We start from the raw sequence: 14834 nt of genomic DNA, 5'->3' as shown, positions 1-14834 counted from the left end.
CTGATCCACTAAGTGGATCAGGCCCCTGACCTGGTGTTTCAGCTGTCGGGGTGGCGGGATTTGAACCCACGACCTCTTCGTCCCGAACGAAGCGCGCTGCCAAGCTGCGCTACACCCCGATGTCGCTGAACGGTGGGCCACTCTCGTGGTTGTGCCGTGGCGACGTCGTTTACTTTAGCCCACCGGTGGCCGGAGACGAAATCCGGTTTTCCGGGGGGCGGGGGCGGCGTGGGCCCGGTCTGATGTGGTCCAGGGTGATGATCAGGACGGCCAGGGCGTAGCAGGCGAGGCCGAGGATCGCGACGTTGCCCAGGACCTCGACCCAGCCGTGCCGGGACACGTCCAGGAAGGGGTACGGGGGGCGGGCCGGTGTGCCCGGCGATCCCGGTGCCGTCAGCGCGCCCCTCGCCACCGTGAAGGCCAGATACGCCACCGGCAAAATCATCCAGGCGGCCGCGCTGTGCAGGCGCAGTGGGCCCGGGCGCGTCAGCAGGAGCCAGTCCAGCGCGACCGCGACGGGGATCACCGTGTGCAGCAGTTGGGCGGTGAGGGTTCCGGTGGCGGCCGGTGTGGCGAACATCGTCGCGTTGTCCGCCGGGGCCAGGTGGTGGACCAGGGCCGAGCCGACCACGTACAGCAGCGTGCACGCGGTGACGGACGGCGGCAGTGGGTGCCGGGCCGCCCACGCCCGCCAGGCCGTGACCGTGAACACGGCGGTCACCAGGATGCCGCTCTGGACCGTGAAGTGGCTCAGTGCTCGCGTCGGGCTGTTGCCCAGGAGCAGGGCCAGTGTCACGCCCGCGGCCGCCGTCAGTGCGACGGCGAGGCGGAACACCGCGACCCGGGGACGGCGTACCCGCGGGACCACCGCGTACGCGGGCACGACGGAGGCGGTGGCGGCGGCGGTGCTCGCGGCGATGCCGGGGATCCTGGGTATGTCCGGGATGTCCGCGGGTATGGGGGCGGTCATGCCCTCACGCTAAGCAGCCACCCCGAAAGGGGCGAGGCGGGTTGAACCGGACGAGGGGTCGCGTCCTCCCGAGGGCGCCCCTACAGGAGCGCCCATGCGGGAGCACCCGAGTAGGAGCAGCCGACGGAACGGTGGGGGCGGAACGGTGGGGCTAAGCCGGGGCCCGTCCCGTGAGCGTCAGCAGTGTCGCCTCCGGCGGGCACGCGAACCGTACCGGCGTGTACCTGCTTGTGCCGCAGCCCGCCGACACATGCAGGTACGCCGTCCGCTCGGACTCCGCCTCCGTGTACGTGGACAGGCCCTTCACACGCTTGGTGTCCAGGTCGCAGTTGGTGACCAGAGCCCCGTAGAAGGGGATGCACAGCTGTCCGCCGTGGGTGTGGCCGGCCAGGACGAGCGGGTAGCCGTCCGCAGTGAACGCGTCCAGCGCCCGCAGGTACGGCGCGTGCACGATGCCCATCGAGAGGTCGGCCGCGTCGGACGGACCGCCGGCCACGCGCGCGTACCGGTCACGCTTGATGTGCGGGTCGTCGAGCCCGGTCAGCTCGATCTCGAACCCGTCGATCTTCAGCGTGCCCCGGATGTTCGTCAGGTTCAGCCAGCCCGCCGCGTCGAAGCCGTCGCGCAGCGCCTCCCACGGGTTGTGGGCCACGTCCACGGCCGGCGCGTTGCCGTTCAGCCCGTGCCTGCCCTGCGTCTTCTCGAACAGGTAGCGGGCGGGGTTGCGCAGCGTGGGCCCGTAGTAGTCGTTCGAGCCGAAGACGTACGCACCGGGGAACTCCATCAGCGGGCCGAGGGCGTCCATGACCTCCGGTACGCCCTCCGGGTCGGAGAGGTTGTCCCCGGTGTTGACGACGAAGTCGGGGCGCAGTCCGGCCAGCGAGCGCAGCCAGCGCTGCTTCTTGCGCTGGCCGCTCACCATGTGGATGTCGGAGACCTGGAGCACGCGCAGCGGTCGCATCCCGGGAGGCAGCACCGGGACCGTCACCCGCCGCAACCGGAAGGAGCGGGCTTCGAACCCCGCCGAGTAGAGCAGACCGGCGGCGCCAGCCGCCGCGATTCCCAGAGGTACTCCGTATCGCGCGCGCATACGCCCATCGTGTCAGACCCCGGCCGTCCCGAGCCTCGCGGGATCCCCCCGGGGGCTCACGGGATCCCACGGGAGCCCAGGTGGGATCCCCCTGCCGAAATCCATAAGCGTCCGTGGCATCACACCTGCGACAATCACCCCATGACCACGCTCAAGTCGAAGCTGCAGGCAGACCTCAACGCCGCTATCAAGGAGCGCGACGAGCTCCGCTCCTCGACGCTCCGGCTGACCATCGCCGCGATCCAGAAGGAGGAGGTCGCGGGGACGCAGAAGCGCGAGCTCTCCGACGACGAGGTCCAGAAGGTGATCGCCAAGGAGGCGAAGAAGCGCCGCGAGGCGGCTGACGCCTTCGCGCAGGGCGGCCGGGCGGAGTCGGCCGAGCGGGAGAAGGCGGAGGGCGTGGTCCTCGCCGAGTACCTGCCCAAGCAGCTCTCCGACGACGAGCTCCAGCAGATCGTCGCGCAGGCGGTCGAGGAGGCGAGGGCGGCCGGCGCGGAGGGCCCCCGTGCCATGGGCCAGGTCATGAAGATCGTGAACCCGAAGGTGGCCGGCCTGGCCGACGGCGGTCGCGTGGCCGCAGCGGTCAAGAAGCTCCTCGCGGGCTGACCCGAGACCCGTACGGAGGCCCTTAAGGAGACCCGTAGGGAAGGCCTGTACGGAGGCCCGCGCGGAGACCGGCACAGAGACCCCGCGCCGAGAGCCGCACAAGCGCTGCGACCGGCCGCCGCCGCGGTCAACCGCCGTAGTCAGCCAGCTAGCCAGTCAGCCGTACGCCGATGGGGGCGCCCCCTGCATCAAGGGGCGCCCCCATCGGCGTACACGCGACGCGTCAAGCGCACGTCAGACGGGCGGTCTACGGCCAGTTGCCGCCGCCACCGTTCCCGTTCCCGCCGCCGTTGTTGCCGTTGTTCCCGCCGATCGTCCAGTCGTCGGGGATCGAGAAGGTCGGGGCAGGGATGTCGGGCTGACCGGGGCCGCCGTTGTTCCCGCCCCCATTGTCATTTCCCCGGTTCTCCCCGTTCCCGTTACCGCGGTCGTCGCCGTTGTGGTCGTCGTCGCGGCCCTTGTCGCGGTCCTTCTTCTCGTCGGGGATGTCGACGAGGTTGAAGTCCGGGGAGTCCTTGCCCGACAGGGCGCCAGTCATGGCGTCCTTCCAGATCGGACCCGGTACCGCGCCGCCGAAGACCTTCTCGTGCCATGTCCCGCCGATGGTGATGTTCACCATCTTGACCTTCTGGGTGGCGCTGCCGACCCAGACCGCGCCGGACAGGTTCGGCGTGTAGCCCACGAACCAGGCGTTCTTGCGGAAGTCCGTGGTACCGGTCTTACCCGCGTTGGCGCGGTCGGTGAGGCCGGCCTCCTGACCCGTACCGGAGTCGACCACACCGCTGAGCAGCGTGTTGATCGTGTCCGCGGTGGTCTCCGACATCGCGCGTGAGCACGACGACTTCGGAACGCCCAGCGACTTCTTCTCACCGCCGAGCTGCTGGCTGATCGACTCGATCGCGATCGGCGTGCAGTACGTACCCCGGTTGGCGAAGGCCGCGTACGCGCTCGCCATGGTCAGCGGGGAGAGGCCGGTGGAGCCCAGGGTGAGCGACGAGGGCACCTGCGGGAGCTTGGTGCCGTTGCCCTGGACGACGCCCAGCTTGTCGGTGATCTCCGCGACCGGGCACATCCCGGTGTCTTCGAGCATCTGCACGAAGTAGGTGTTGACCGAAAGCGCCATGGCCTTCTTGAGCGGGTACGGGCCGACTTCCTTCTCGTCCTCGTTCTCGACCTTCGCGTTCTCGCTGTTGTGCCAGGTCTTGCCGTCGCACGCCTGTACGGATTCGGGGTACGGCATCTCGTACGGCGCGGGGTAGACCTGCGTGGGCGGCTTGCCCTGCTCCAGGGCCGCCGCGGCGAGGAAGGGCTTGAACGTCGAACCGGTCGGGAAGCCGAAGTTCGAGCCGCCCATCTTGTGGTCCACCGAGTAGTTGATCTCGGTCTCGTTCTTCCCGTAGCCGTACGGCTTCGACTGGCCCATCGCCAGGATCTTGCCGGAGCCGGGCTCGACGAGCGTCGACGCCGCCGCGACCTTGTCCGACTTGTTGACGTGGTCCTTGAGCGACGTCTGGACCGAGGCCTGTGCCTGCGGGTCGAGCGTCGTACGGATCGTCAGGCCGCCCTGGTTCCAGACCTTGGCCCGCGCCTTCTGGGTCTTGCCGAAGACCGGGTCGGTCAGGAACACCTCACGCACGTAGTCGCAGAAGAAGCTGGCGTCCTTGACGGCCGTGATGCAGCCGTTGTTCGGCTTGCTGACCTTCAGGCCGAGCGGCTTCTTCTTGGCCGCGGCGGCCTCCGCCTGCGAGATGTCGTGCACCTCGGCCATCCGCTGCAGCACGATGTTGCGCCGCTTCGTGGCCTCGGCCTCGTCGTTGACCGGGTCGTACCGGCTCGGCGACTGGACGATGCCGGCGAGCAGCGCGGCCTCCTGGACCTCCAGGTCCTTGGCGTGCTTGGAGAAGTAGCGCTGGGCCGCCGCCTCGACGCCGTAGGCCTGCTGGCCGAAGAACGTGATGTTGAGATAGTTCTCCAGGATCTTCTTCTTGCCCAGCTCCTCCTCGACCTGGATCGCGAACTTCAGCTCGCGGACCTTCCGGCCGAGCGTCTGCTGGGTGGCCTGGGCGACCTTGGTCGGGTCGTTGCCGGCCTCCTCCACGAAGACGTTCTTCACGTACTGCTGCGTGAGCGTCGAGGCGCCCTCCGAGACACCGCCGCTCTGCGCGTTCTTGTTGAGGGCGCGCAGGACACCCTTGAGGTCGACCGCGCCGTGCTCGTAGAACCGGTCGTCCTCGATCGCGACGATCGCCTTCTGCATGTACGGCGAGATGTCCTTGAGGTCGACCACGGTGCGGTCACGTGAGTAGACCGTGGCGATCTGGCCGCCCTGGTTGTCCAGGATCGTGGTGCGCTGGCTCAGCGGCGGCCGCTTCAGGTTGGCCGGGATCTCGTCGAACCCCTCGACCGAACCCTTGGCCGCGAGACCGAGCGCACCGAACGCCGGCACCGCGATACCGGCCATGACGGCCCCCGCGAGCACACTGACACCGAGGAACTTGGCGGCCTGCTGCGTGGGAGACAGACCACCGCCCGAGCGCTTGTTTGGCATGAGGGCAGCCTACGTTCTCATTCGCCGGACACGCGTATAGGCATTGGCCTAAGCTGCTCTCAACTGTCACAGCAGTAGGGCCACGTATCAATACGTCCGGCGACCCCGAATCGTCTCGACCCCACTCGACTTTTTTGTTGAGGGCGTGCCCGAATCCGCCTCATGTGTCACCTGGCGTCCGTTGTGACGTTACTCAACTGCCCCGCTTCGCCGGGAAAGTCACGTATGTCGTCGGGTCACTCCGTTGGGTGATCTGTCGCGTACCCATAGTCCATTCGGGCCATTCAAGATTGGGCCCGAAGGGGCTGGTTGACTGTGCCCACCTTCCGTAACGTCCTCAACTGGCGGCGGTGAATATGCCGCTGCCGCCGTGGGGGAGCCTCGATTCGGGAGAGGACGGCGCCGGTATGGGCTGGGTAACCGACTGGAGTGCGCAGGCGGCCTGCCGCACTACCGATCCGGATGAACTGTTCGTTCAAGGAGCAGCGCAGAACAGGGCCAAGGCGGTGTGCACCGGATGCCCGGTGCGCACGGAGTGCCTGGCCGACGCGCTGGACAACCGCGTCGAGTTCGGCGTGTGGGGAGGCATGACGGAGCGGGAGCGCCGCGCACTGCTGCGCAGGCGGCCAACCGTCACCTCTTGGCGCAGGCTGCTCGAAACCGCGCGTACCGAGTACGAGCGAGGGGCCGGGATCCTGCCTCTCGACGAGGAAGAGGTGTACGAGAACTACGCAGCGGTGGGATGAGTCGAAGCCGAAGTCGTGGTCGAGTCGAAGCAGCCGTGGGCTGAGCCGAAGCGTGGGCTGAGTCGCGGACTGAGCCGGCCGATCGGGCACCGGGCTTTCGCGCAACGCAACGCAACGCACCGGACGCTCTCGCACGCACCGCACACGCCCGGACTCACCGTGGTTCCCCAGAGCCACAGTGGCTCTGCGGAGTCACCGTGGTTCCGTATGCGTCCGCCTGTGTTCGCTCGTGTTCGTATGCGTCGGTATGTGTCGGTGTCGGCTGCTCAGGTGGGCCGCTTGAGCGGGCTGCTCAAGAAGGTCCGGCCGCGAGGCGGTCCCCGATGTCACGGAGGCCCGCGAGGTCGTGCACATCGCCGGGCAGCGCGGCCACTTCGGCCACCGCCACCTCGGGGTGGAGCGCGGCGAAACGGTCACGTGTGCGCTGCTCGCGGGAGAGCAGTTGCATACGCTCGGCGTGCAACCTCAGCAAGCCCGCGGTGAGTTGTTCGACGGTGCGGTGGTCGGCGTGGGCGGCGGTGCGATCGTCCGTCCCGGCTCCTTCGGTGCTGGTCCGGTCCGCGGCGGGGGAGCCTGCGTCGGATGCGGGAGTCTCGGGAGCGCTGGTCCGGGTGGGCGCGGTGGTCCGGGTAGCGGGTGGTTCTGAACTGCCGTACGTGTCGGGAGAGTTACGAAGTCCAGCTTTCCCGCCCACCTGATCCACAATGCGGGCCTCGTCAAGATTTTCCGCGGCGGTGAGCGCGCGCTCGGCCGACAGCCGGGTGGCGCCGCTGCCATGGACCCGGTTCAGCACGAGACCGGCGAGCGGCATGTCCTCGGCGGCCAGCCGCTCCACGAAGTACGCGGCCTCGCGCAGCGCGTCCCGTTCCGGGGCCGCCACCACGAGGAACGCCGTACCGGGTGCCTGGAGCAGCTTGTACGTGGCGTCCGCGCGGGTACGGAAGCCGCCGAAGGTGGTGTCCATGGCGGACACGAACGTCTGTACGTCCTTGAGGAGCTGGCCGCCCAGCAGCTTGCCGAGGGTGCCGGTCATCATCGACATCCCGACGTTCAGGAACTTCATCCCGGCCCGGCCGCCCAGCTTCGCCGGCGCGGTCAGCAGCCGGATCAGCTTGCCGTCGAGGAACGACCCCAGGCGCGTCGGGGCGTCCAGGAAGTCGAGGGCCGAGCGCGAGGGCGGCGTGTCGACGACGATGAGGTCCCACTCGTCGCGCGCCCGCAGCTGCCCCAGCTTCTCCATCGCCATGTACTCCTGCGTGCCGGCGAAGCCCGCGGAGAGCGACTGGTAGAAGGGGTTGTTGAGGATCGTGGCCGCCCGTTCGCGGTCCGCGTGCGCCTCGACGATCTCGTCGAAGGTGCGCTTCATGTCGAGCATCATCGCGTGCAGGTCGCCGCCCGCGGAGTCGTCGACGCCCTTCACCCGGCGCGGTGTGTTGTCGAGCGCGTCGATGCCCATCGACTGGGCGAGCCTGCGCGCCGGGTCGATGGTGAGGACGACCACCTTGCGGCCGCGCTCGGCGGCCCGCAGCCCCAGCGCCGCCGCGGTCGTGGTCTTCCCGACACCGCCCGAACCGCAGCAGACCACGATGCGGGTCCCGAGGTCGTCGATCAGCGCGTCGACGCCGAGGTCGGCCGCGGAGCCGATCGCACGGGAGGGGTCGGAGACGTGGGCAGGGTCGGAAACGTGGGCCGGGTCGTGTGCGCGGGCCGGGTCCTGGCTCATGAGATCCCTTGCTGACGCAGTTCCTTGGCGAGTCCGTACAGGCCCGCGAGGTCCATTCCCTCGGCGAGCAACGGGAGTTCGTGCAGCGGAAGCCCCAGGTCCTGGAGGACCGCCCGCTGCTCGCGCTCCAGCGCGTACCGCTCGGCGTACTCGGCGGCCTGGTCGAGGAGGGGTTCCACCAGCCGCTCGGCGACCCCGCCGCGCCGCGCGCCACCGAGCCCCGCGGCCGACAGCGACTTGGCGATCGCCGCACGCGGCGCCGCGCGCGTGAGCTCCAGGTCGGCCTCGTCGAGGATCGCGGGCCGCACCATGTTCACGATGGTCCGCCCCACGGGCAGCCGCGCGGCCCGCAGCTCCGCGATGCCGTCGGCGGTCTCCTGGACGGGCATCTCCTCGAGGAGCGTCACCAGGTGCACGGCGGTCTCGGGCGACTTGAGCACCCGCATGACGGCCTGCGCCTGATTGTGTATCGGACCGATCTTGGCGAGCCCCGCCACCTCGTCGTTCACATTGAGGAACCGGGTGATCCGCCCGGTCGGCGGCGCGTCCATCACGACGTAGTCGTACGCGTAACGCCCCCGCTTGTCCTTGCGGCGTACGGCCTCGCAGGCCTTCCCCGTGAGGAGTACGTCCCTGAGGCCGGGCGCGATCGTGGTCGCGAAGTCGATGGCGCCCAGTTTCTTCAGGGCGCGGCCGGCACCGCCGAGCTTGTAGAACATCTGGAGGTAGTCCAGAAGGGCCAGCTCGGGGTCGATGGCGAGGGCGTACACCTCCCCGCCACCGGGAGCGACGGCGATCTTCCGCTCCTCATAGGGCAGAGCCTGGGTCTCGAAGACCTGCGCGATGCCCTGTCTGCCCTCGACCTCGACCAGAAGGGTGCGCTTGCCCTCCGTCGCGAGGGCGAGCGCGAGTGCTGCGGCGACCGTGGTCTTTCCGGTACCGCCCTTGCCACTGACGACCTGAAGCCTGCTCACGTCTTCGAGCCTAATTCCTCACTGGACGGTGCGGCGGCCGTGGGTGGGGTTGCCCCCGCCCCGGCCACCGGCCCCGGACCAGGGAACCCGTCGGCCCTGTTCCGGATACGGGTGCCCAGGGACCCCCTCGCCCAGTCATCGCCGCTGTGCACCCGCTGCGCCGAGGGCGTGCCGCGCCAACGGATACAGTCGCCCCATGACCAAGTGGGAATACTCGACTGTGCCGCTGCTCGTCCACGCCACGAAGCAGATCCTGGACACCTGGGGCGAGGACGGCTGGGAGCTCGTCCAGGTCGTACCCGGGCCGAACAACCCCGAGCAGCTCGTCGCCTACCTGAAGCGGGAGAAGACCGCGTGAGTGCTGTGGAGGCGAGGCTCGCGGAACTGGGGCTGACCCTGCCGGACGTCGTGCCGCCGCTCGCCGCGTACCAGCCCGCGGTGCGGTCGGGCGTGTACGTGTACACGGCCGGCCAGCTCCCGATGGTGGACGGCAAGCTTCCGCTGACCGGCAAGGTCGGCGCGGAGGTCACCCCGGAGGAGGCCAAGGACCTGGCCCGCACCTGCGCGCTGAACGCCCTCGCGGCGGTCAAGTCGGTCGTGGGTGACCTCGACCGCGTCGCGCGCGTGGTGAAGGTCGTCGGCTTCGTCGCCTCGGCCGCCGACTTCACCGGTCAGCCCGCCGTCCTGAACGGCGCCAGCGAGCTGCTCGGCGAGGTCCTCGGCGACAAGGGGGTGCACGCGCGCAGCGCGGTCGGCGTGGCGGTGCTGCCGCTCGACGCACCCGTGGAGGTCGAGATCCAGGTGGAGCTGACGGAGGCGTAGGCCCGCCTGCGTCGCGCGAGCGGGGCACTCCGGAGGGACCGATTGTTGCCTCTCGAACATCAGCGCACTCCGGGATAGCCTCCGCCCATGGCGAACGGTCAGTGGTACCCCCCGGAGTGGCCCGAGAGGATCCGCGCGCTCGCGGACGGCACGCTGACACCGGTGCCCCCCAGACGGGCGGCCACCGTCATGCTGCTCAAGGACACCGGTTCCGCCCCCGTCTCCGCCTCGGCGTCCGCGTCCACGTCCGCTGGCGCGCCCGCCGTGCACATGCTGCGCAGACGCGCCTCCATGGCCTTCGCCGGAGGCGCGTACGCGTACCCGGGCGGCGGTGTGGACCCGCGGGACGACGACCGTCACGTCCGCTGGGCGGGCCCCACGCGCGCGTGGTGGGCGTCCCGGCTCGGCGTCGACGAGACCTCCGCCCAGGCGATCGTCTGCGCGGCGGTCCGCGAGACGTACGAGGAGGCGGGCGTCCTGCTCGCGGGTCCGGCCCCGGACACCGTGGTCGGCGACACCACCGGGGACGACTGGGAGAGCGACCGGGCGGCCCTGGTCGCCCGTGATCTCTCCTTCGCGGAGTTCCTCGACCGCCGGGGGCTCGTTCTGCGCTCCGACCTCCTGGGCGCCTGGACGCGATGGATCACCCCGGAGTTCGAGCCGCGCCGCTACGACACCTGGTTCTTCGTGGCCGTCCTCCCCGAGGGCCAGCGCACCCGCAACGCCTCCACGGAGGCGGACCGCACCGTCTGGATCCACCCCGCGGACGCGTTGGACGGCTACGGCAAGGGCGAACTCCTGATGATGCCGCCCACCATCGCGACCCTGCGCCAGATCGGCGCGTACGGGACCGCCGCCGGGGCGCTCGCGGCGGCGCCCGAGCGGGACATGACACCCGTGCTGGCGCAGGCCAGGCTGGAGGACGGCGAGCTGGTGCTCAGCTGGCCGGGCCACGACGAGTTCACCAAACACATCCCGAACGAGCAGACCCCGAACGAGCAGAAACCGATCCCGAACGAGCAGACACCGGACCAGCCCGAGCAGATCCTGGACCGGCACGTCCCGAACCAGCCGACCGGTGGAGCCTCCGCATGACCGACGCCGCAGCACTCCCCGGCCAGCCGCGCGGCGGGGTGCTCTCCGGCCCCGCCACCGCGCGCGCCGTCAACGTCCTGGCGCCGAACGCGTCCGCGATGACCCTGGACGGCACGAACACCTGGATCGTGGCCGAGCCCGACTCCGAACTGGCGGTGGTGATCGATCCGGGCCCCCTGGACGACGTACACCTGCGGAACGTCGTCGACACCGTCGAGAAGACGGGCAAGCGGGTCGCGCTGACCCTTCTGACGCACGGGCACCCGGACCACGCCGAGGGCGCCGCGTGGTTCGCGCAGCTGACGGGCACGAAGGTGCGGGCGCTCGACCCGGCGCTGCGGCTCGGCGACGAGGGCCTGGCCGCCGGGAACGTCATCACGACGGGCGGCCTGGAACTGCGGGTCGTACCGACGCCCGGCCACACCGCCGACTCGCTCTGCTTCCATCTGCCCGCGGACCTGGCCGTACTGACCGGCGACACGATCCTGGGCCGGGGCACCACGGTCGTCGCGCACCCCGACGGGCGGCTCGGCGACTACCTGGACTCCCTGCGGCGGCTCAGGTCCCTGACGGTCGACGACGGCGTCCACACGGTCCTGCCGGGCCACGGGCCCGTTCTGGAGGACGCCCAGGGAGCCGTCGAGTTCTACCTCGCGCACCGTGCCCACCGCCTCGCCCAGGTCGAGACGGCCGTCGAGGACGGCTACTCGGAACCGTCCCAGGTCGTCGCGCACGTCTACGCGGACGTCGACCGCTCCCTGTGGCCGGCGGCGGAGCTGTCGGTACGGGCGCAGCTGGACTACCTCCGCGAGCACGGGCTCATCGGCCGGGACTGAGCCCGAGCCGGCCGGTTCCCGGGGAGCGACCGGCAGGGGCCGCCGTCTCTCCTAGGGACGCGGTCTCTTGACGCCGTGCACGCGCGCGTACTCCTCGGCGAGCCACGGCCCGAGGTCGTCGACGTAGGACCGCAGGACGGCGGGGTCGCCGTTCGGCTCGTACCCGAGGACCGCCGCCTCCCGAAGCTGGGCGGCCCGCTCCGGGTAGTACGCGCCGAACACCTCGGCCATCTCCGTCAGATCGCTCGTCCAGCCCTCCCAGCGGGGCATGACGAGCGTGAAGGCCGTCCGGACGAGGTGACGGGCCATGTAGCGCACCAGGGGCCGTCCGGCCCTCTCAGCGGCTTCCGCCTCTGCCCCGGCCCCGGCCTCTGCCTCCGCCTCTGACTCCGCCGCGGCGATCCGCTCGCGCCAGCGCGGCAGGAGCAGCGCGAGGTCGCCGTTCGTCTCGCGGGCGAGGAGCGTGTCGGGCCGGTAGCGCGGCAGTTCCTCGGCGAGGTCCTCGCCGAGCAGGGGCGTGCAGAGGCACGCGACGAACCACCCGAGATCGTGCCGCTCCAGCTCGCTCAGCACCTGTGCCCGGCCGGCCAGCAGGGTCCCGGCCCCGTCGATCTGGGCGAACTCCTTGTCGAGCGCCTCGTCGAGGGTGCGCGCGTCCGCCCGGTCCGCGTCCGTGGGCTCCTCGCGCAGGACGAGCAGCAGATCGAGGTCGGAGCGGCCCACGCGCGCGGTGCCGCGCGGAATCGACCCGTACAGGTACGCGCTGTGCAGCCGCGCCCCGAAGACGTCCAGCACCCGGTCACGGGCCGCGGCCACGACGGGCCGGAACACCCGCGGGACCCGCCCGGGGGAACCTTCGCGCTCGATGTACCCCAGGGCGTCGAGGCCTTTGTTCGGCATGGGGACCACTGTGCCCGGACAGGGCCGCACGGTCATGCCTTTTCCGGCGGAACACGGCGCGGCGACACGAGGCCGTTGACACGATGCCGAAGCGCACGACTGAGGGGGCCCCACCACGGCGGGACCCCCTCAGCTACAGCTACAGCGGCTGCACGGCTGTGCACGGCGGCACAAGCCGCACAGCTACAGCGCGACGGCTAGCGCGAGCGCTTCGCGAGGCGCTCCACGTCCAGCAGGATCACCGCGCGGGCCTCCAGGCGGAGCCATCCGCGGCCCGCGAAGTCCGCGAGCGCCTTGTTGACCGTCTCGCGGGAGGCGCCGACCAGCTGGGCCAGCTCCTCCTGTGTCAGGTCGTGCACGACGTGGATGCCCTCCTCGGACTGCACGCCGAACCGGCGCGAGAGGTCCAGGAGCGCGCGGGCGACCCGGCCCGGCACGTCGGAGAAGACCAGGTCGGACATCTGGTCGTTGGTCTTGCGCAGCCGTCGGGCGACGGCGCGCAGCAGCGCGGCGGCCACCTCGGGCCGTACGTTCAGCCAGGGCTGGAGGTCGCCGTGGCCGAGGCCGAGCAGCTTCACCTCGGTCAGCGCGGAGGCGGTCGCCGTCCGCGGGCCGGGGTCGAACAGCGACAGCTCGCCGATGAGCTCGCCGGGGCCGAGGACCGCCAGCATGTTCTCGCGGCCGTCGGGTGATGTGCGGTGGAGCTTCACCTTGCCCTCGGTGACCACGTACAGGCGGTCTCCGGGGTCCCCTTCGTGAAAGAGGGCGTCACCGCGTGCGAGGGTCACCTCACTCATGGAGGCGCGGAGCTCCGCGGCCTGCTCGTCATCGAGCGCCGCGAAGAGCGGGGCGCGCCGCAGAACGTCGTCCACGAGTTCTCTCCTTGTCGACCTGCTCAGGGGGTCTTTCTCCCCGGTGTACCAGGGGTCCGTGTTCCCCGTTTTGCTGGACGGTCCAAACAGTGTGATCAGTCACAAGTCTGCCGTACCGGCGTGTCCGACAGTGCGGCAGGGGGCCAATTGGGGGCCGATCTATGGTGGCCGGGGTAGATGTCGGCGGTGGGCTCTACGCTGGTCGGGTGTCCAAATCGCCGGTGAGAGCACAGGCCAAGGGGGCTGGGCGGGTGGATGTACGTCGCGATTCCGCTGTGGGCGAACAAGGCTCTGGTGGAGCGAAGAAAACGACAAAAGAGGCAGGCTCGGGTCCGGTGAGGAGTTCGGCGGGAGCTGCCGGCAAGGCCGCGGGGGTCGCTGCCTCGGAGATGGCCGCGGCCGCGAAGAAGGCTGCGGTCGCCAAGAAGGCCGCCGCCGCGAAGCGGACCGCCAAGGAGAGCGCGCGCAAGAGCGCACCGGCCGGGGCGACCGCCAAGAAGGCAGCCAAGAAGACCGCTGAGAAGACCGCTGAGAAACCCGTCAAGAAGGCCGTGAAGAAGGCCGTCAAGAAGACTCCTGCGGCCGGAGCCGTCGCGGCCGGCCGCACGCCTGCGAAGGCGCCCGTGAAAGCGCCGGTCAAGGCGCCGGTCAAGGCGGCCGTGAAGAAGGCCGTGCCTGCCGAAGCGGCCCCTGTCCGAGTCGCCCCCGCGGCACCCCCTCGGAACGAGTCGCACACCGCTCTCGTCCGGCGGGCCCGCCGCGTCAACCGCGAACTCGCCGAGGTGTATCCGTACGCCCACCCGGAGTTGGACTTCGAGAACCCGTTCCAGCTGGTGGTCGCCACCGTCCTGTCGGCGCAGACCACCGACCTGAGGGTGAACCAGACGACACCGGCGCTCTTCGCGAAGTACCCCACGCCCGATGACCTGGCGGAGGCGAACCCGGAAGAGGTCGAGGAGATCCTCCGGCCCACCGGTTTCTTCCGGGCCAAGACCAAGTCGGTGATGGGCCTCTCCAAGGCTCTGCGGGACGACTTCGGCGGCGAGGTGCCCGGCCGTCTCGAAGACCTCGTCAAGCTGCCCGGCGTCGGCCGCAAGACCGCCTTCGTCGTCCTCGGGAACGCCTTCGGCCGCCCCGGCATCACCGTGGACACCCACTTCCAGCGACTCGTACGACGCTGGCAGTGGACCGCCGAGAAAGAGCCGGACAAGATCGAGGCGGCCGTCGGCGCGCTCTTCCCGAAGAGCGACTGGACGATGCTGTCGCACCACGTGATCTTCCACGGCCGCCGTATCTGCCACGCCCGCAAACCCGCCTGCGGCGCCTGCCCCATCGCCCCGCTCTGCCCGGCGTACGGGGAGGGCGAGACCGACCCGGAGAAGGCGAAGAAGCTCCTGAAGTACGAGAAGGGCGGCTTCCCGGGCCAGCGCCTCAACCCTCCGCAGTCCTATCTGGACGCGGGCGGCATCCCCGCCCCGCCGCTCGGGGCCACCGGGGCCGGCTCACCCGTTCAGGGCACCGAATGACGGAACGATCTGCGGCGTCGCGGGCGTTGACAGCAGCAGAACGGGGGTGGCGATGACGCGCGCGAGCCGTACGCACGACACGCAGGACATGCACCACACGCACGACATGCCGAGCGGCGACACGCA

14 protein-coding genes and 1 tRNA gene are annotated in these 14834 nt (G+C 70.3%); 7 read left to right on the top strand and 8 right to left on the bottom strand.

Going from position 1 to position 14834, the window contains the following annotated elements; all coding sequences use genetic code 11:
• Positions 1 to 45 precede the first annotated feature (45 nt).
• The 3 genes from ACLVWQ_RS10310 to ACLVWQ_RS10300 all read right to left on the bottom strand — a co-directional run bounded on the left by ACLVWQ_RS10310 (position 46) and on the right by ACLVWQ_RS10300 (position 2060).
• Positions 46 to 119 (bottom strand) — tRNA-Pro (locus ACLVWQ_RS10310).
• 50 nt (positions 120 to 169) lie between these two features.
• On the bottom strand, positions 170 to 970 hold the full coding sequence (locus ACLVWQ_RS10305; protein WP_414108014.1) for a Pr6Pr family membrane protein: 801 nt from the start codon (positions 968 to 970) through the stop codon (positions 170 to 172).
• Positions 971 to 1121: 151 nt separating this feature from the next.
• Positions 1122 to 2060 carry a metallophosphoesterase gene (locus ACLVWQ_RS10300; RefSeq protein ID WP_414108013.1) on the bottom strand — a complete coding sequence of 313 codons (939 nt, stop codon included), beginning with the start codon at positions 2058 to 2060 and terminating at the stop codon, positions 1122 to 1124.
• A 141-nt stretch (positions 2061 to 2201) separates the two neighbouring features.
• Here ACLVWQ_RS10300 and ACLVWQ_RS10295 point away from each other — a divergent pair, with 141 nt between their 5' ends.
• Entirely contained in the window at positions 2202 to 2666 is a 465-nt protein-coding gene (locus ACLVWQ_RS10295; RefSeq protein WP_414108012.1) for a GatB/YqeY domain-containing protein, read from the top strand.
• Positions 2667 to 2913: 247 nt separating this feature from the next.
• On the opposite strand, the gene ACLVWQ_RS10290 is transcribed toward ACLVWQ_RS10295, so the two are convergent.
• Entirely contained in the window at positions 2914 to 5214 is a 2301-nt protein-coding gene (locus tag ACLVWQ_RS10290; protein ID WP_414108010.1) for a transglycosylase domain-containing protein, read from the bottom strand.
• Positions 5215 to 5621: 407 nt separating this feature from the next.
• Between ACLVWQ_RS10290 and wblA the strand changes: the two genes are divergently transcribed.
• Complete coding sequence (gene wblA, locus ACLVWQ_RS10285; RefSeq protein WP_055515737.1) at positions 5622 to 5960, top strand: transcriptional regulator WblA; 339 nt, start codon at positions 5622 to 5624, stop codon at positions 5958 to 5960.
• A 292-nt stretch (positions 5961 to 6252) separates the two neighbouring features.
• Here wblA and ACLVWQ_RS10280 read toward each other — a convergent pair whose 3' ends face one another.
• Both ACLVWQ_RS10280 and ACLVWQ_RS10275 read right to left on the bottom strand, forming a co-directional pair.
• The gene (locus ACLVWQ_RS10280) at positions 6253 to 7683 is read right to left on the bottom strand and encodes an ArsA family ATPase (protein ID WP_414108009.1); all 1431 of its coding nucleotides are present in this window, start codon (positions 7681 to 7683) and stop codon (positions 6253 to 6255) included.
• Positions 7680 to 8657 (bottom strand): ArsA family ATPase, encoded by a 978-nt coding sequence (locus tag ACLVWQ_RS10275; protein ID WP_414108008.1) that lies wholly within the window; start codon positions 8655 to 8657, stop codon positions 7680 to 7682. The genes ACLVWQ_RS10280 and ACLVWQ_RS10275 overlap by 4 nt, the downstream gene beginning before the upstream one ends.
• A gap of 196 nt (positions 8658 to 8853) precedes the next feature.
• Between ACLVWQ_RS10275 and ACLVWQ_RS10270 the strand changes: the two genes are divergently transcribed.
• The 4 genes from ACLVWQ_RS10270 (at position 8854) to ACLVWQ_RS10255 (ending at position 11410) form a co-directional block, all read left to right on the top strand.
• Positions 8854 to 9015 carry a DUF4177 domain-containing protein gene (locus ACLVWQ_RS10270; RefSeq protein WP_356054600.1) on the top strand — a complete coding sequence of 54 codons (162 nt, stop codon included), beginning with the start codon at positions 8854 to 8856 and terminating at the stop codon, positions 9013 to 9015.
• A complete protein-coding gene (locus tag ACLVWQ_RS10265) occupies positions 9012 to 9479 on the top strand; it encodes a RidA family protein (RefSeq protein ID WP_414108006.1) in 468 nt (155 codons plus the stop codon). The genes ACLVWQ_RS10270 and ACLVWQ_RS10265 overlap by 4 nt, the downstream gene beginning before the upstream one ends.
• 87 nt (positions 9480 to 9566) lie before the next feature.
• Positions 9567 to 10574: an NUDIX hydrolase gene (locus ACLVWQ_RS10260; RefSeq protein ID WP_414108005.1), complete on the top strand. Its 1008-nt coding sequence runs from the start codon at positions 9567 to 9569 to the stop codon at positions 10572 to 10574.
• On the top strand, positions 10571 to 11410 hold the full coding sequence (locus ACLVWQ_RS10255; RefSeq protein ID WP_414108003.1) for an MBL fold metallo-hydrolase: 840 nt from the start codon (positions 10571 to 10573) through the stop codon (positions 11408 to 11410). Before ACLVWQ_RS10260 ends, ACLVWQ_RS10255 begins: the two co-directional genes overlap by 4 nt.
• Before the next feature lie 51 nt (positions 11411 to 11461).
• Here ACLVWQ_RS10255 and ACLVWQ_RS10250 read toward each other — a convergent pair whose 3' ends face one another.
• Together ACLVWQ_RS10250 and ACLVWQ_RS10245 are read right to left on the bottom strand one after the other, a co-directional pair.
• Entirely contained in the window at positions 11462 to 12310 is an 849-nt protein-coding gene (locus tag ACLVWQ_RS10250; RefSeq protein WP_414108002.1) for a nucleotidyltransferase domain-containing protein, read from the bottom strand.
• 197 nt (positions 12311 to 12507) lie between these two features.
• Positions 12508 to 13182, bottom strand: coding sequence for a Crp/Fnr family transcriptional regulator (locus ACLVWQ_RS10245; RefSeq protein ID WP_055515728.1), 675 nt, complete (start codon positions 13180 to 13182; stop codon positions 12508 to 12510).
• A 389-nt stretch (positions 13183 to 13571) separates the two neighbouring features.
• Here ACLVWQ_RS10245 and nth point away from each other — a divergent pair, with 389 nt between their 5' ends.
• Positions 13572 to 14708 carry an endonuclease III gene (gene nth / locus ACLVWQ_RS10240; protein WP_414108102.1) on the top strand — a complete coding sequence of 379 codons (1137 nt, stop codon included), beginning with the start codon at positions 13572 to 13574 and terminating at the stop codon, positions 14706 to 14708.
• Positions 14709 to 14834: the final 126 nt, after the last annotated feature.

The sequence above is a fragment of the Streptomyces sp. CWNU-52B genome, from assembly GCF_047444975.1.
Lineage (GTDB): Bacteria > Actinomycetota > Actinomycetes > Streptomycetales > Streptomycetaceae > Streptomyces.
This window is presented reverse-complemented; position numbering and strand designations above follow the sequence as displayed.

What these genes read in the sequence shown, in the direction of transcription:
- ACLVWQ_RS10305 (WP_414108014.1), bottom strand. Translation starts at nt 970, where the DNA reads ATGACCGCCCCCATACCCGCGGACATCCCGGACATACCCAGGATCCCC.
- ACLVWQ_RS10300 (WP_414108013.1), bottom strand. Translation starts at nt 2,060, where the DNA reads ATGCGCGCGCGATACGGAGTACCTCTGGGAATCGCGGCGGCTGGCGCC.
- ACLVWQ_RS10295 (WP_414108012.1), top strand. Translation starts at nt 2,202, where the DNA reads ATGACCACGCTCAAGTCGAAGCTGCAGGCAGACCTCAACGCCGCTATC.
- ACLVWQ_RS10290 (WP_414108010.1), bottom strand. Translation starts at nt 5,214, where the DNA reads ATGCCAAACAAGCGCTCGGGCGGTGGTCTGTCTCCCACGCAGCAGGCC.
- wblA (WP_055515737.1), top strand. Translation starts at nt 5,622, where the DNA reads ATGGGCTGGGTAACCGACTGGAGTGCGCAGGCGGCCTGCCGCACTACC.
- ACLVWQ_RS10280 (WP_414108009.1), bottom strand. Translation starts at nt 7,683, where the DNA reads ATGAGCCAGGACCCGGCCCGCGCACACGACCCGGCCCACGTTTCCGAC.
- ACLVWQ_RS10270 (WP_356054600.1), top strand. Translation starts at nt 8,854, where the DNA reads ATGACCAAGTGGGAATACTCGACTGTGCCGCTGCTCGTCCACGCCACG.
- ACLVWQ_RS10260 (WP_414108005.1), top strand. Translation starts at nt 9,567, where the DNA reads ATGGCGAACGGTCAGTGGTACCCCCCGGAGTGGCCCGAGAGGATCCGC.
- ACLVWQ_RS10255 (WP_414108003.1), top strand. Translation starts at nt 10,571, where the DNA reads ATGACCGACGCCGCAGCACTCCCCGGCCAGCCGCGCGGCGGGGTGCTC.
- ACLVWQ_RS10250 (WP_414108002.1), bottom strand. Translation starts at nt 12,310, where the DNA reads ATGCCGAACAAAGGCCTCGACGCCCTGGGGTACATCGAGCGCGAAGGT.
- nth (WP_414108102.1), top strand. Translation starts at nt 13,572, where the DNA reads ATGGCCGCGGCCGCGAAGAAGGCTGCGGTCGCCAAGAAGGCCGCCGCC.